Source organism: Pantoea sp. E2023-21 (assembly GCF_051302795.1).
GTDB lineage: Bacteria > Pseudomonadota > Gammaproteobacteria > Enterobacterales > Enterobacteriaceae > Pantoea > Pantoea ludwigii_A.
This window is the reverse complement of sequence record NZ_CP195344.1, coordinates 1,150,348-1,166,021: the sequence shown is the minus strand read 5'-3', so window position 1 is coordinate 1,166,021 and position 15,674 is coordinate 1,150,348. Positions and strand designations below refer to the sequence as shown.

The 15,674-nt window shown below is 56.6% G+C and carries 15 protein-coding genes; 5 read left to right on the top strand and 10 right to left on the bottom strand.

Annotated features, from left to right (window positions below; translation table 11 throughout):
• Window positions 1–65: 65 nt before the first annotated feature.
• Window positions 66–2,117, top strand: coding sequence for a peptidyl-dipeptidase Dcp (dcp, locus tag ACRQ84_RS05555; protein ID WP_483817414.1), 2,052 nt, complete (start codon window positions 66–68; stop codon window positions 2,115–2,117).
• Between the two features lie 459 nt (window positions 2,118–2,576).
• Here dcp and hpxO read toward each other — a convergent pair whose 3' ends face one another.
• Complete coding sequence (gene hpxO, locus ACRQ84_RS05550) at window positions 2,577–3,734, bottom strand: FAD-dependent urate hydroxylase HpxO (RefSeq protein WP_064738707.1); 1,158 nt, start codon at window positions 3,732–3,734, stop codon at window positions 2,577–2,579.
• Window positions 3,735–3,984: 250 nt separating this feature from the next.
• Here hpxO and ACRQ84_RS05545 point away from each other — a divergent pair, with 250 nt between their 5' ends.
• On the top strand, window positions 3,985–4,224 hold the full coding sequence (locus tag ACRQ84_RS05545) for a hypothetical protein (RefSeq protein ID WP_483817413.1): 240 nt from the start codon (window positions 3,985–3,987) through the stop codon (window positions 4,222–4,224).
• 28 nt (window positions 4,225–4,252) lie between these two features.
• Here the strand turns inward: ACRQ84_RS05545 and ACRQ84_RS05540 are convergent, their stop codons facing one another.
• From ACRQ84_RS05540 to ACRQ84_RS05520, 5 genes are all read right to left on the bottom strand, one after another.
• Window positions 4,253–4,768, bottom strand: coding sequence for an RES family NAD+ phosphorylase (locus ACRQ84_RS05540; protein WP_483817412.1), 516 nt, complete (start codon window positions 4,766–4,768; stop codon window positions 4,253–4,255).
• Window positions 4,768–5,250, bottom strand: coding sequence for an antitoxin Xre/MbcA/ParS toxin-binding domain-containing protein (locus tag ACRQ84_RS05535; protein WP_064738704.1), 483 nt, complete (start codon window positions 5,248–5,250; stop codon window positions 4,768–4,770). The genes ACRQ84_RS05540 and ACRQ84_RS05535 overlap by 1 nt, the downstream gene beginning before the upstream one ends.
• A 103-nt stretch (window positions 5,251–5,353) precedes the next feature.
• Complete coding sequence (locus ACRQ84_RS05530; RefSeq protein WP_483817411.1) at window positions 5,354–5,683, bottom strand: DHCW motif cupin fold protein; 330 nt, start codon at window positions 5,681–5,683, stop codon at window positions 5,354–5,356.
• Between the two features lie 108 nt (window positions 5,684–5,791).
• Window positions 5,792–6,097, bottom strand: a complete 306-nt coding sequence (locus tag ACRQ84_RS05525) for a glycerol-3-phosphate dehydrogenase C-terminal domain-containing protein (protein WP_483817410.1) — start codon at window positions 6,095–6,097, stop codon at window positions 5,792–5,794.
• A 490-nt stretch (window positions 6,098–6,587) separates the two neighbouring features.
• Complete coding sequence (locus tag ACRQ84_RS05520) at window positions 6,588–6,887, bottom strand: FAD-dependent oxidoreductase (RefSeq protein WP_483817409.1); 300 nt, start codon at window positions 6,885–6,887, stop codon at window positions 6,588–6,590.
• A gap of 214 nt (window positions 6,888–7,101) precedes the next feature.
• On the opposite strand from ACRQ84_RS05520, the gene ACRQ84_RS05515 reads away from it, so the two are divergent.
• The 3 genes from ACRQ84_RS05515 to ACRQ84_RS05505 all read left to right on the top strand — a co-directional run bounded on the left by ACRQ84_RS05515 (window position 7,102) and on the right by ACRQ84_RS05505 (window position 9,792).
• Window positions 7,102–7,626: a P-loop nucleotide/nucleoside kinase family protein gene (locus ACRQ84_RS05515; protein ID WP_483817408.1), complete on the top strand. Its 525-nt coding sequence runs from the start codon at window positions 7,102–7,104 to the stop codon at window positions 7,624–7,626.
• A gap of 117 nt (window positions 7,627–7,743) precedes the next feature.
• Window positions 7,744–9,006 (top strand): DUF1479 domain-containing protein, encoded by a 1,263-nt coding sequence (locus tag ACRQ84_RS05510; RefSeq protein ID WP_483817407.1) that lies wholly within the window; start codon window positions 7,744–7,746, stop codon window positions 9,004–9,006.
• Window positions 9,007–9,048: 42 nt separating this feature from the next.
• Window positions 9,049–9,792 (top strand): DeoR family transcriptional regulator, encoded by a 744-nt coding sequence (locus ACRQ84_RS05505; RefSeq protein ID WP_483817406.1) that lies wholly within the window; start codon window positions 9,049–9,051, stop codon window positions 9,790–9,792.
• A 466-nt stretch (window positions 9,793–10,258) separates the two neighbouring features.
• Here the strand turns inward: ACRQ84_RS05505 and ACRQ84_RS05500 are convergent, their stop codons facing one another.
• The 4 genes from ACRQ84_RS05500 to ACRQ84_RS05485 are packed head-to-tail and all read right to left on the bottom strand — an operon-like array spanning window position 10,259 to window position 15,261.
• Window positions 10,259–11,212: a sugar-binding transcriptional regulator gene (locus ACRQ84_RS05500; protein ID WP_064738698.1), complete on the bottom strand. Its 954-nt coding sequence runs from the start codon at window positions 11,210–11,212 to the stop codon at window positions 10,259–10,261.
• A 15-nt stretch (window positions 11,213–11,227) separates the two neighbouring features.
• The gene (locus ACRQ84_RS05495; protein WP_483817405.1) at window positions 11,228–12,166 is read right to left on the bottom strand and encodes a sugar phosphate isomerase/epimerase family protein; all 939 of its coding nucleotides are present in this window, start codon (window positions 12,164–12,166) and stop codon (window positions 11,228–11,230) included.
• A gap of 10 nt (window positions 12,167–12,176) precedes the next feature.
• Entirely contained in the window at window positions 12,177–13,703 is a 1,527-nt protein-coding gene (locus ACRQ84_RS05490; RefSeq protein ID WP_483817404.1) for a glycerol-3-phosphate dehydrogenase, read from the bottom strand.
• Between the two features lie 10 nt (window positions 13,704–13,713).
• Window positions 13,714–15,261 carry an FGGY-family carbohydrate kinase gene (locus tag ACRQ84_RS05485; protein WP_483817403.1) on the bottom strand — a complete coding sequence of 516 codons (1,548 nt, stop codon included), beginning with the start codon at window positions 15,259–15,261 and terminating at the stop codon, window positions 13,714–13,716.
• Window positions 15,262–15,674: the final 413 nt, after the last annotated feature.

Below are 15,674 nucleotides of genomic sequence, written 5' to 3'. Positions count from 1 at the left end.
GGAAACTGCCAGGATAGAAACATCCCGCCGCCGCCGTGCGGCGTTGCTGATTATCAGGAGCGATAATGAATTCACGAGCCAATCCTTTTTTTACCGCCAGCACCTTGCCGTATCAAACCCCGCCGTTTGACCAGATTCAGGAAGAGGATTTTCTGCTAGCGCTGCAAGCGGGTATTGAAGAGAAACGTCGTGAAGTGGCGGCGATCGCCAGCAATCCTGACGCGCCAACCTTTGCCAATACCTACGAAGCGCTGGAGCGCAGCGGCCAGCTGTTGCAACGCGTTAATCTGGTTTTTGGCGCGATGACCTCCGCCAACACCAGCGACCGTCTGCAGGAAATCGATGAACTGATTACGCCGCAGCTCACCGCGTTAAACGATGAAATCTGCCTTAACAGCCAGCTGTTCGCTCGCCTCGATACGGTTTACCAGCATCGCGGCTCACAGTGCCCAGATGCCGAAGCGATGCGTCTGGCGGAAGTGACCTGGCAGCATTTCCAGCTGGCAGGCGCCAGCCTGAGCGAAGCGGATAAAACCCAGCTACGCGCCTGCAATCAGGAGCTGGCGAGCCTCAGCACCCGATTCGGCAATAAGTTGCTGGCCGCCACCAAAGCCGGTGCTTATGCGGTGAGCGATGTTGCGGCGCTGGCCGGATTAAGTGAGGAGGAGTTAGCGCATGCCAAAGCGGCAGCCGAAGCGCGCGGTTTACACGGCGAATGGCTGATTGCGCTGCAAAACACCACGCAGCAACCGGCGCTGCAATCGCTGGAAGTGCGCGCCACGCGTGAAGCGCTGTTCCAGCGGGCGTTGACGCGCAGCGAGCAGGGCGATGATCACGACACGCGCGACATCGTATTACGCATGGCGCAACTGCGCGCGCAGCAGGCGAGTTTGCTCGGCTTCAAAACCTATGCCGAGTGGAGTATGCAGGATCAGATGGCGAAAACGCCGGAGGCCGCCTTTGCCTTCATGCGCAATATCGTGCCTGCCGCGCGGGCACGCGCGGAACGCGAAGCCGCCGATATTCAGCAAGCGATTGAAGCCGCACATCATAGTTTCCCACTGCGCGTCTGGGACTGGAATTTCTATGCCGAACAGGTGCGTAAGGCGCAATACGCGCTGGATGAGAGCCAAATCCGCCCGTACTTTGAGCTGAACAACGTGCTGGAGAAAGGCGTATTCTGGTCGGCCAGCCAGCTGTTTGGTATTCGCTTTAGCCCGCGCCACGATCTGCCGGTTTATCATCCGGACGTCAACGTTTACGAAATTTTCGATGCTGATGACACGCCGCTGGCGCTGTTCTACACCGATTTCTTTAAGCGTGATAACAAAAGCGGCGGCGCGTGGATGAGCAATTTTGTCGACCAAACCACGCTGCTTGGCACCAAACCGGTGATTTACAACGTCTGCAACTACCCCAAGCCGCAGGCTGGCCAGCCCGCGCTGCTGAGCTGGGATGAAGTGATCACCCTGTTTCATGAGTTCGGTCATGCGCTGCACGGCTTGTTCGCCACCCAGCGCTATCCGAGCTTGTCGGGTACCGCCACGCCGCGCGACTTTGTCGAATTCCCGTCGCAGATTAATGAGCATTGGGCCAGCAACGAGGCGGTGTTTGCCAACTATGCGCGTCACTATAAAACCGGTGAGGCGATGCCTGCCGAGTTGCGTGACAAGATGGTGCGCGCCTCGAAGTTCAATAAAGGCTACGACATGACCGAGCTTCTGGCGGCGGCGCTGCTGGATCTGCAATGGCATTCGTTAACCACACAGGACAATCCGCAGGACGTCAGCCACTTCGAGTTGCAGGCGCTGGCCGCCGAAAACATTGCGCTGGCGGCGGTTCCACCACGCTATCGTTCAAGCTATTTCCGCCATATCTGGGGCGGCGGCTATGCAGCCGGTTATTACGCCTATATCTGGACGCAAATGTTGGCTGACGATGGCTATCAGGCCTTTGTCGAGCGCGGTGGATTGACGCGTGAAAACGGCCAGCAGTTCCGTGAACATATTCTGTCACGCGGCAACAGCACCGATTTGCAGCACCTGTGGCTGGCGTGGCGCGGCAAAGAGCCGGAAATCGGCCCAATGCTGAAAAACCGTGGTCTGGAGGAAGCGTAACGATTCTTTATAGGGGCGCCATTCATAGCGTAATGCTCGTCAGTTAAGCAGCGCATTGGCTCTGCGGGGGGTTACCTGGTCGCCATGAATGGCGACCCTACAGGCGTTACAGCGATGGTGATTCAGAAATACGCATTGATGCTGCAGCGTGGGTGTTGAGGCGACATCCGAGCCCGCTGAACGAGTGAAGGATTCCAGGACGAGTCGCAGGGATGCGGCGAGAGGCGGCGCTGAGCAGGAGCGAATCGCCGCCGGTCCGTCAGGAATCGTGAGCGAGTGAAGGAACCGCGTAGCGGCGGGCTGGGCTGGCGCAGGGCCGCGGAGTGCAGAGGGCGCGGCCTGTCGCCCTCTGCTCGGTCGCCGCACGGCATAGCTGAAACTGCCCCAGCCGATAGCGAACGAAAGTCGCTCGGCGCTTAGCTTAACTGATCGGCACTACGCCATTCATGGCGACCCGGTTCACCCGAGCGGCCCGCCTTCAATCGTATCGCACATACCGGCCAGCACGCGCTCGCCGGTTTCGTTTTTCAAGTCCGCATACCACGCCGCCGTCACCGCCGCGTCTTTCGCGTGGGTGACATCGCAGCGTTTGCGCGCTTTTAGCACCAAATCTTTGGTGCGATCGACGCGACGTGTTTCATAGCGCAGTAGCGCATCCTCAATCCCCAGCGAATGCGACGCCAGCGTCTGCGCCAGCACAATCGCATCTTCCATCGCCGCACAACCGCCTTGCCCAATATCCGGCGTGGTGCTGTGCGCCGCATCGCCGAGTAACGCAACGCGACCTTTAACAAAACGGCTAAACGGTTCGATATCGTGGATTTCCACGCGGTTAGTGGTTTCGGGATTGAGGCGTTCAATCAGGCGCTGCACCGGGGCGGCCCAGCCGCTGAAGTAGCCCTTGAGATCGCTTTTCAGCGTCGCGCGATCTTCCGGCAAGCCTTTTGGAAGCGGCACATCGAAGAAGAAGTAGAAGCGATTATCGCTGACCGGCATCAGCGACACGCGTTTGCCTTCGCCGACAAAGGTGGTCCACTGATCGGCGGGCGCAATCGCTTCATCAATCGTCACCAATCCGTTCCAGTTTACGTAACCGGCGTAACGACGCTCTACGGTCTCACCGAGCACATAGTGGCGAATCACTGAGTGCGTACCATCGGCAGCAACCAGGAAATCACCCTCGGCCTGGCTACCATCATCAAACCAGGCGGTGACGCCATGCTCGGTTTGCTCTACCTGCGTAACGCGTTTGCCAAAGCTGATGCGCGAACGTCCGTAGGTATCGATCAGCATCGCCTGCAATTCGGCGCGCGCCACAGGATAGGGGTATTCACCCACCTGTTGCACCAGCGGTTTCATGCTAAAGCGGGTGAGCGTGCTGCCGCTATGCGCATCGTTGTAGGCCATAAATGCCATGTTGCCGCCCAGCGCGCGCAAGGGCTCTTTCATGCCTAATGCATTGAGACATTTCACGCCGTTGGGCCAGATGGAGATTGCGGCACCCACCGGCTTCATCTCTTTCACTGCTTCAAACACCGCCGTATCAAAACCCGCTTTCTCCAGCGCAATCGCAGCACTCATACCGCCAATGCCCGCGCCAATCACAATCGCTTTCATATCCGTCTCCTTTGCTATGCATTGGAGATTGCAACTTTTGTACCAGGTTGTGTGACTGGCCAGAATGCATCTAACTCATTGATAATAATAAATCATGTCAGTATCACAGGCTGTTGCGCTGCACTAACATGGCGCAGCGCACTGCACTGCAGCAGGGCAATTTGTGCGCGCGTGTGAATCGAATGTTTCAACATGGTAATTGGCTACGCAACAGCCATACTCTTTACACCCTTTCTGCGAGGAATCATTCATGAAATGGATAATGGTTTTTGCCTTGCTGTTCAGCGCCAGCGTGCTGGCACAGCCGGAATGGCAGCCCGAGCGAAAAGCGCCGCTGGTGCAATTCACCCCGGTAGCTGCGAAGTGCGATGTGTCGTCGTGTCAGCAAAACTGCTATGTGCAGCAATCACAGTGTAAAAATGATAATAACGGCGGCTGTGGCTCGCTAGCACAAATTTGCGTGCAAAAATGTACCAACCAGTGTCGTTAAAGGTGATGCCGCGACGCATGCGTCCCGGTCAGCGAAGACTGTTGTCCTCTTTAATGCGGCGGTCGAGTGCGAAGGGCGCAGAGGTGGCTTGTGCAAAAAGGGCAGTGGCAGCGGGATGCCCGGGATTAAGGATGGCGTTGTCTTCGCCGGTGAGAATGCTCGGTACCGTCAACAGCAAAGGAAAGCCACCTTGCAGATTGAGGAACGCGGCACCAATCGCCTGCGTCTCTTCCTGCTGCTGATACGTTTCCCAATTGACCGGCAACTTACTGCTGTCCAGCGCCATGATTTCACGCTCAGGAATCGGCAGGGTAAAAATCACAAAGCGGCTCTTCTCCAGCATGGCTTTACCGGCGTGCACCACCAGTTCTAGCGTGGCGAGCGCCTTCGAGCTGCTGAGATACACGGTCTTAATGCCCGGCGGATTCCAGCGTCCACCCCATTTTTCAGCGCCAGCGCCGCTGAACGCATCGCTGGCGTACTCTTCTTTCACTAAACGATAAAACAGTCGGTAGGGCGCATCCGGTTCCTTCCGTGGCGTCATTACACAATTACTCCGTGTTCCAGGCGGCCAATCAGCGTTAACACCGCATCGCAGCCCGCAGGCGTGCTCAGCATCTCCATGGGCAATGCATCATCCAGTGCCAACGCAGGTTGATACATCCAGTGCATAGCAGCGTCAACGTCACCGGCAAATAATTGCAGCACGGCATCCAGAATTTCGAACACCTGATACACCCGTGCGCCTTGCTCCACGGAGAGCTGCGACCCGGCTTTCTCACGGCGGCGATACGTATTGCGATCGATCGAGACCATTTGGGCAACATCCAGCGGCGTCGCTTTCAGTACCGTTGCCGCGCGCTCAACGATGCCGACGTCCAATCCTTCGGTGATCAGTTGGTGTGCTTTCAGCGGATTACGCGGCAACCCCATTTGATCCATAAAAGAGCGATGGACGTGTTGGATCAGCGTGGGATCGAAGACGCGCGCAGCATTGCCGTGATTGAATGGCGATGCAGTTGTCATAACAACCTCCTGATTAATGTTCATTTGAACATTTTGATAGCTCAAGTGTACATTACCGCGCAGAGGTTGTCATTTTTTGTACGCCCGGAAAACTCACCGGCTGCTAGTCAACAATAAATAATGTTGCCCCGTTCACGGTTGAAGATCGGTGCGCTTCTGCATTGTCCGCAACCTGATAACTGACACCCGGCGTGAGCGTGAAGGAACGACCATCATCCAGTTCGGTCACCATTTCCCCTTCGAGACACAGCAGAATATGGCCTTTGCTGCACCAATGATCCGCCAGATAGCCCGGTGAATACTCCACCATCCTCACCCGAATATCACCAAAGTGCTGAGTGCGCCACAGTGCAAAGCCTTTATCGCCGGGATGGGTTTCAGGCTCGACGTCGTTCCAGGTGGTGATGCCGAAAGGAAGCTGATTGATCTGCATGCGGATATCCTTAAAGAGGTAAGACTTCCATGATTAGCAGCGAGAGGGCAATTAAGCCAGTAAAATCAACTCACTTCTTCGCACAGCTCGCTGATGATCCCTGTAGCGTTATGGGTGACTCGCATGATGCGGTTCTTCCTGAAAAACCGTGGGATTAAGACCGGTGAGTCCGTGCAACCGCGCCAGATTGGCGCAGCCGCGTTGCAGTTGCTGCGCGCATTCGCTGTCGCTCCACCCGAGTGTCATTGCCATTATCTGGGCGATCTCCTGCACCAGCGGCGCGCTAAGTTCACCACAAATCGCCAGCGCGGTACGGCGCACCAGCAAATCCTCCAACTGACACACCTGTTCATGCTCAATCAGGTAGCGCAACTCGAGATCGCTGTAAGCGGCGTGATGCCATCCCTGGCTCATGCCGCGCTTTCGCCGATGTCGTGTCGGCTCATCCGGGCCGTCACTCTGCGCTCGGCGCTGCGGATGGTGCCCAACACCGCCGCCTGTGAATGCAATATCTGGTCTGGAATTTCGCTGGCTGAAGGTTTATGCGAACCTGGTCGCCATGAATGGCGACCCTACAGCCGTTACAGCGATGATGATTCAGAAATACGCATTGATGTTGCAGCGTGGGTGTTGAGGCGACATCCGAGCCCGCTGAACGAGTGAAGGATTCCAGGACGAGCCGCAGGGATGCGGCGAGAGGCGGCGCTGAGCAGGAGCGAATCGCCGCCGGTCCGTCAGGAATCGTGAATGAGTGAAGGCACCGCGAAGCGGCGGGCTGGGCTGGCGCAGGGCCCGGAGTGCAGAGGGCGCGGCCAGGCGCTCTCTGCTCGGTCGCCGCACGGCAGTACTGAAACTGCCCCAGCCTGTGGCGAACGAAAGTGGCTCATTGCTTAACTGTTCGGCATTAGAACACATAGTGCGAGGCATTTTTCAGCAGGCGGTCACGCTCGGTAACCGACTCTTTGACCAGCGTAAATTCGCCGGTTTCAAGATAACGCAAACCGCCGTGGTTCATGCGCGATAGCGCGCCGCTGGCGGCTTGGCACCAGTCACCTTTTTCCACCAAAATCGCCGGAATCCCCTGCAACGCCAGCTCACGAAAAGTACTGATGCCGTTGATGCCGCCGCCGACAATCAACACCGGCGTAGACGACCGCAGGCGCAGGGCGTTCAGCCGGTGTTCGCGGGTTTTAATGTTATCCATGAGATGCTCCAGTTCCAGTACGCCTGCATGAGATCGTAGTCGCTGGAGCAGTATTAGAGGACGGAAGATGAACTAATTGTTATGCAAACCATCTGTGGTTGTGATTGTGTTCACTTAAAGGGTGTTATTGGTCTATAAAACCGAGGTTCAAACGTTGCTGTGCTCAAGCAACTCAGCACATCGGAAATGTCTTTTGCAAAACAGGAATGAATTCATGCTCATCACTTTTAGCGGATTACCCGGCACCGGCAAAAGCACCATTGCACGGCTATTGGCGCAGCAGCTTGGTGCGGTTTATTTACGCGTGGATACCATCGAACAGGCGCTGCGATCGGGAGAAGAGAGCAAGAATGCTATCGGCCCGGAAGGGTATTTCGTCCTCTACGGATTGGCGCGCGAGAATTTGCTACTCGGTTCCACCGTCATTACCGACTCGGTAAACGACTTGCAACTGATCCGTAATGCTTATCGCGATATCGCCTTGTTAAGCGGCTCGCCGCTGCTGGAAGTCGAAGTGATCTGTTCCGATCGCAACAAACATCGCTTTCGCGTCGAAAATCGCGTTTCCGATATTAAAGACTTGAAGCTGCCGGACTGGCAGGCGGTTGAGCAGCGAGAGTACCAGCCATGGGAACGCGATCGCCTGCAGCTTGATAGCGCAATCCTGTCGGCCCAGCAGTGTGTGGATGCCATTATGCAAGCGCTCCCACTTTCATTTGAAACTCAACAGCGCGTTTAAATGTGAGCAGCGTCATTGTTTAAGTGTTTAATGATTGTTAAATGCTCCGCTTTTGTTATGAATGAATAGGAATTAAGTTTCGAATGAAACATTCAGGTTAACAAATCGGAGCATCTCATGAATCACACTTTCACTTCATTGCAACAACCCGATGATTTCAAACACAACGTTCGTCAGATGAAAAGAGCGCTGAGAGAGCAGATCGGCGATGTCGAAGGTCTGTTTAAACAAGTCAAAAGCAAAATCGTGAGTGAAATCGCCGCTGCTCGCGCGGAAGAGGCGCGAAACGGCAGCGCGTGGCCACAAATAAGCCAGGATGATATCGCCGCAGGACGCATCAGTGATGAGGTGAAGGATCATATTCGTCGACGCGGATGTGTGGTGGTTAAGCAGACTTTCCCGCGCGATCAGGCGCTGGCCTGGGACGCGTCGATGCTCAAGTATCTTGATGACAATGATTTCGACAACGTCTACAAAGGGCCGGGCGATAACTTCTTCGGCAACCTCGACGCATCACGTCCGGAAATCTATCCGATTTACTGGAGCGATGCGCAGATGTCAGCGCGCCAAAGCGATGCCATGGCCCAAACGCAATCTTTCCTCAATCGCCTGTGGAAGTTTGAATCACGTGGCACGCGCTGGTTCGATCCTGATGTCAGCATCATTTATCCCGATCGTATTCGCCGCCGTTTACCGGGCACCACCTCAAAAGGCCTCGGCGCGCACACCGATTCGGGCGCGCTGGAGCGCTGGTTATTGCCGGCGTATCAGCAGGTGTTCAGTAAAATCTTCACCAACCAGTTTGATCAATACGATCCCTGGGATGCGGCGCATCGCACCGAAGTGAATGAGTATCAATCGGGCACCACCACCAAGTGCTCGGCATTCCGCACTTTCCAGGGCTGGACCGCGCTGTCGGATATGCAGATTGGTCAGGGCTTACTGCATGTGGTGCCGGTGCCAGAAGCGATGGCCTATATGCTGCTGCGTCCGTTGTTGAAAGATGTACCGGAAGATGAGCTGTGCGGCGTTGCGCCGGGTAAAGTGCTGCCCGTTTCCGCGCAATGGCATCCGGAACTGATTGCAGGATTGTGTTCTATTCCCGCGTTGCAAGCGGGGGATTCGGTCTGGTGGCACTGCGATGTGATCCACTCGGTCGCGCCGGTAGAGGATCAGCAAGGCTGGGGCAACGTGATGTACATTCCCGCCGCGCCGCTGTGCGAGAAAAATGCGGCATACGCGACAAAAGTGGCGCAGGCGCTGTCCACGGGTGCGTCGCCAGGCGATTTCCCGCAGGAGGATTACGAAACGCAATGGCGCGATCGTTTCACCCTCGACGCGTTAAATGCCAATGGTCGCCGCAGTCTGGGCTTGGGTTAAATTTCTGGTAAGCTTGGCAAAAATTTCACAACAGCGGGTGTTATGAACGCACGTCATCAGCAGATTATCCACTTGGTTAGCGAGCGCGGCAGCGTCAGCGTCAATGAGCTGGCGCACATCACTGGCGTCTCGGAAGTGACGGTTCGCCAGGATCTCAATCACCTGGAGAAAGGTGGCTTTCTGCGCCGCGTGCACGGCTCTGCCGTGGCGCCAGAAAGTGATGACGTGGGTGCGCGAATGCAAACCCGCTTCGCGGTGAAAAAGCGTCTGGCCGAGTACGCGGCATCGTTGGTGAACAGCGGTGAAACGGTATTTATCGAGGGCGGCAGCACCAACGCCTTACTGGCGCGTGAACTGAGTGAACGCAACGATATCACCATCATTACCGTGAGCCATTACATTGCGGGCTTGATGCGCGAAAAGGGCGGCGATGTCATCATCCTTGGCGGTCTGTTTCAGAAAAGCAGCGAGTCGGTAGTGGGGCCGCTGACGCGTTTATGTATTCAGCATCTGAATTTCCACAAGGCGTTTATCGGGATTGATGGCTGGGATGCGATCACCGGCTTTACCGGCCGCGATATGCTGCGCTGTGACGTGGTGAATGCCATCATGGAAAAACCCACGCACACTATCGCATTAACGGATTCTTCTAAGTTTGGCCAGATTCATCCGTTTGCGCTGGCCCCCACGCAGCCATTTAAACAGGTGATCACCGATGCCGAGCTGGCGCTTGTTTATCAAAAGGCGCTGCAGGAGAAGGGCGTGGAAGTGAGTGTAGTGTCGTAAGGAAAAGTAGCGTCGCCAATGCCTGTGAATGCAATATCTGGTCTGGAATTTTGCTGGCTGAAGGTTTATGCGCACCAGGTCGCCATGAATGGTGCCTCTACAGGCGTTACAGCGATGATGGCTAAATAATGTGCATCATTGCTACAGCGTGGGGGTTGAGGCGACATCCCAGCCCGCTGAGCGAGTGAGGGATTCCAGGCCGAGCCGCAGGGATGCGGCGAGAGGCGGCGCTAAGCAGGAGCGAATCGCCGCCGGTCCGTCAGGAATCGTGAGGGAGTGAAGGCACCGCGTAGCGGCGGGTTGGGCTGGCGCAGGGCCCGGAGTGCAGAGGGCGCGGCCAGGCGCTCTCTGCTCGGTCGCCGCACGGCATAGCTGAAACTGCCCCAGCCTGTGGCGAACGAAAGTGGCTCATGGCTCAACTGTTCGGCATGACGCCATTTATGGTGACCCATTAATCAGCTGACCATTACCCCACCAGCGCTAGTGCCGTCACTTCATCGGTAATCAACCCCGTTACCAGCCCGCTCGCCAGCACCGCGCGAATGGCATCGATTTTACTGCTGCCGCCCGCCAGGGCGACAATCTCAGCGCGATGCGAAAGATCGAGATCCACCGACAAAGTGCGTGCCGTCAGGTTGGTGCGGATCATCTGTCCGTTGGCATCGAAGAAGTGACCCAGCAGTTCGCCGACCGCGCCGGATGAGGAGATATCATTGATCTCCGCTTCATCAATCATGCCCGCTTCAACCAACTGAGCGGCGGGCTCCACGGTACCAATTCCCACCAGTTTGACTTCACTCTGCGCCGCCATGGCAAACACTTCGCTCACGCCGCGCTGCGCCAGTAGCACGTCGCGGTCTTCCTGAGTATTCGCAAAAAAAGGTACCGGCATCATGTAAGCCTGCGCACCGGTTTTCTCAGCAATGCGATGCATTACATCGTGGGGATTGAGCGCGTAGTTGCGCGTTAAACAGCCGAGCAGTGAGACAAAGCGCATATGTGGTGCATCGATACGCGGCAATTGGTGGATGGCGGCGGAAAGGGTGCGGCCATGTCCCAGACCCAGCGTGGTAGAGGGCGACGCGCTGAGCAGGTTACGCAGGTAATCCGCGCCCGCCATGCCCAATGCGCGCACCGGTAAACCTTCTTCACCGAGATCGGGCGCGACATGACAAAAGTTCAGGGCGAATTTCGCACGCAGCCGATCTTCTAACGCGACGCAGGCGACGATATCGCCATCAATCGACACTTTCACCGCGCCTTCTGCCACCATGCGCGCAATCATACGGTGCGTTTTCACCGACGGCAGCCCGAGTCGTTTCGCCACTTCCGCCTGCGTTAAACCGCCGACGTAGTGCAGCCAGGCGGCGCGCAGCGCCAGAGATTCGTCGCGTTCAGTCGAGGTTGGTGCCGGTTTCATTGTTTGTACATCCTGTTAATTAGACAAATGCAGATCCTGCACGCCGGTATCAATATGTCCGGCCCAGAAGGCGACGCTCTCGGCGATCTCGGCCACCACCTTGCTGTCGGTTGGCTCGCGTTCTTTAAAACTCAGTTCAAGGCAGATTTCATTATCCTGCGCACCGCCGCGCGCCAGTGCATCTAACAGCGGCTGCGGCTGAATGCGGCCGCCGGTATTGTACTGCAAGGTAAACGGTCTGTGTCCGCCTTTGTCCAGCATGCTCTGTTTAATATGAATAATCGGCGAGTAACGCGGCACCGCTTCCGCCCACGCGTAGGGATCGTAATCGCGCGGGTCAGCGGACGTGACATCACCGTGATCGATATCCGCCATCATCCACATCGGCAGCGCCAACGAGGCTGCGCTCAAACGCTGCTGCAGCGCTAAGCACGCCGGAATAGTTTCACCAAACTCGCGGCCCACGCTCATCGGTTCCCAAAACAGGTATTTCAATCCGGCGGCTTTGGCATGTTCGGCAACGTCGGCCCAGCAATCCATTGCGATATCGATCAGCGTCTCACGGCGCGCAACATCGTTGAAATCCTGCTGAGTGAAGATGGCAAACTGCGATCCCACCGCGTCACCGCCCAGTTCCGCCGTGATATCCGCGAAGGTTTTAAACCAGTCAACGTAATAACGGCGCACTTCAACGTCAGGATGGCCAAAATGGTTGAGACGGCCATAAGGCCCGGTCATGCCGGACGTCACACGCACGCCGGTTGAACGCAGCGCCTGCTGCATCCGGCGCGTCATGCGCGTGATGGTCGCCGCGGGCCAGCCGGGATTAATGAATTCGTGTGTTAGCTGCAGATCACGAATACGGATTTGCTGCGCCACGGTGGTAATCAAATCGTGCGGATCGGCAAAGCGGTTCACTAGCGGGTTGGTGTTCAGTGATAGCGTTAACGGCATGATTCACCTCTTATCCAGCATGCGCACGCAGCGGCGCGGGAGCAGCAAAGGTGGCGTTGAACCACTGTGTGAAAGCCTGTTGCTGTGCATCATCGAGGTGCAACTTGTGCTTGGTGCGGCGCCACAGTACATCTTCGGCCTGTTGTGCCCACTCGTTTTCTACCAGATAGCGCACCTCGGCTTCGTACAGTTGCCCACCAAAGTGACGGCCAAGATCGTTCAGCGCAGTGGCGTGACCGATCAGCTTATCGATACGCGTGCCGTACAGTCGCGCATAGTGTTTACGCAGCGGCTGCGGCAGCCACGGCCAGCGCGCTTTGACCTGTTCTAAGAAACTGTCGAAATCGGCATGAGGCATATCGCCGCCCGGTAACGTGGCGGCACGCGTCCAGTCCGCGCCCATATTGGGGAAGAATGGTGCCAGTTTCTGTACCGCGTGTTCGGCCAGCTTGCGGAAGGTGGTGATTTTGCCGCCAAAGACATGCAGCAGCGGGGCATTTTGCTGATCGTCGAGATCAAACACGTAATCACGCGTCACCGCCGAAGGATTGCCTTTACCGTCATCAAACAGCGGACGCACGCCGGAGAAGCGCGTGATCACATCGCTGGCGCGCAGTTTCACCTTGAAGTAGCGATTCACCACGTCGATAAGATATTGCTGCTCGCTGTCGTCGGCGGTCACCGCTTCCGCTTTGCCTTGCCACGGAATGTCGGTGGTGCCGATCAGCGCTTTGTCGCCTTCGTACGGGTTTATAAAGATCACGCGCTTATCGGTGTTCTGCACCAGATAAGCCTGCTGACCTTCCCAGAATTTCGGCACGATGATGTGCGAGCCCTTGACCAGCCGCACGTTGCGACTGCTTTTGGTGTGCGTCACCTGATTGACGATATCCAGCACCCACGGCCCGGCGGCGTTCACCAATACTTTGGCAAACACGGTGCGCGGCGTACCGCTGGCATCCTGCAGGGTAATTTCCCACTTACCGTGATGACGTGTCGCCGCCACGCAGCGCGTGCGCGGCAGAATAGCGGCGCCGCGCTCGGCGGCATCCAGCGCATTCAGCGTCACCAGCCGCGCATCATCAACCCAGCAATCTGAGTATTCGAATCCTTTGCTGTAATTATCCAGCAGCGGAGCACCTTCGGGATCGCGCTGTAAATCCAGCGAGCGCGTGCCCGGCAGTTTCTGACGGCCGCCGAGGTGGTCATAGAGAAACAGGCCGAGGCGCACGAGCCACGCCGGGCGATCGGTTGGGCTGTGCGGCAAGACAAAACGCATCGGCCAGATAATGTGTGGCGCGGCGTTGAGCAGCACTTCACGCTCGATCAGCGCTTCACGCACCAGACGAAACTCGTAATACTCCAGATAACGTAACCCGCCGTGTACCAGCTTGCCGGAACGCGATGAGGTGCCCTGCGCGAGGTCATCTTTCTCACACATCATTACCGATAAGCCGCGGCCGGCCGCATCACGCGCAATACCGGCACCGTTGATACCGCCGCCAATCACAAACAGATCCAGCATGTGTTCACTCATGATTTACTCCTCAAAACTGTTTTAGCGCGTGCCAGGCGGCAGGCAGATCGTTACGCATCTGCTGATAGGTGTGGAAAAGCGGGTCATAGCGCTGCATCAGTTCGCTAGCGGGCGCTTCTGGCGCATCCAGTAGCGGCACAACCCAGGTTTTGACGCAGCTCTCCATCGACGGATAAGCGCCAATCGCCACCGCCGCCATCATCGCGGCACCGGCCGCGCCGGCTTCGTCACGCTGGCTGATGCGCACCGGCGCACCAATGCAGGCAGACAAAATCTGGCGTAACGGCTGCGAACGCACCGCGCCGCCGGTTAAACGGATTTCGCCCGGTAAACTGCCCATCGCCTGATAACAATCGCGTGCCGCAAAACCGATGCCTTCAATGACCGCCCGCACCAGATCGCCAAAATTGTGGGTGTAACTCAGGCCGGTAAAACTGGCGCGCGCCTCGGCATTGACAAACGGCCCGCGCTCACCAGCAATCGAAATATAAGGGTGATAGAGCAGGCTGCCGGGTTGCGCCGCATTGAGCCAACGATCGATATGGCTCACCAAACGGGCATGATCGATTTCGCAACCAAAGCTGTTAAGCAGTTCGCTGGCGAGATTCAGCAACCAGTCGAGATTGAGTGTTGATGCCATGTTGGTTTGCACCTGCGTGACATATCCCGGCCAGGGTAGCGGAATCACGTAGCCGGTTTGCGCCGGATTAAGCCACACGTCGTCAATGGTGACGCTGCGCAGATGCACGCCGGTTGATCCAACAATGGAGCAAGCGGTATTGGCTTCGCCGGTGTGCACACCCGCGCCAAGCGCGGTCATCGCCATATCGACATAGCCGAGGCAGACAGGTGTACCGGCACGTAAACCGGTGGCCTGCGCTGCTTCAGCGGTTAACGCATGGGTGGTTTCGGTGCCTTCAATAATCTCCGGCAGCAGATGGCGACGCTGTTCCAGCCCCAACGCGGCAATCACCTGGTCGTCATAACGCTGGTGGCGGAAGTTACCAAAGGTAAAGCTGGCCTCGGAAGGGTCGGTGGCGCGAATGCCAGTGAGGTTGAGGTAGAGCCAATCTTTGCAGTGCAGCGCCACTTCGCTGTTGGCTAACAGCTCGGGATAAAAGTGATCCATGTGCGCCAGCTGCGCTCCCTGCTGGCAGGTGTTGAGTCCGGTGCCGGTGGCGCTGAAGCGTGCGGCGGCTAACGGATGCTGATTGAGTTTTTCTACCGTCGGCGCCGCACGCGCATCCAGCCAGATCCACGCATCGCCAACCGGGTGATTGTGCGCACCTACCAGCCAGCTGCCGTCGCCTTGTGCGGTGACGGCTACCGCCACAACACGCGCGGCGAGGTTGTCGATGCGCTCACTCAGATTGCGAATCGCCGTGACCGCATCCTGCCAGGTTTGGCTCATTGACTGCTGCGCTGCGCCGCCTTCGCTGCGGTAATAACGGTTGCGCACCGATGCGCATGCCAGTTGCGTGCCTTCCAGATCAAACGCCACCGCTTTAACCACCGAGGTGCCGGAATCCAGACCCAGAATGATATCGCCACTGTCCACATACACCTCCGAAAGAAGAAGAGTTCAGTTCAGCGTCGCTACCGCCTAAAGCTGTTAACGACCTGTGATGAATTTGCTAAATAATGTCTTACACCACTTCTCACTGAGATAACATATAAGCTGTATTATTTTTCGATAAAACCAATAAATTTCACTCTGGATAGCGAAGGCGATCACGAATTAGGTGTTAAAACCTCACGATGAGAAATGATGAAACAGGTTAAAAAGGCTTGTGGAGCGAGGCTAAATGCAGTTTGTGACGTGACCGACATCATTTAAGCGATCCAGATCGCTGTCCTGAAAAAATTGCGCGACACCTGTTGACAATTTAGTCACATCAGCACAATTCTCATCACACAAGTTATCACACTTATAACATTATCAGCGCGAATATCGCAGCTGATGTCAGTGAG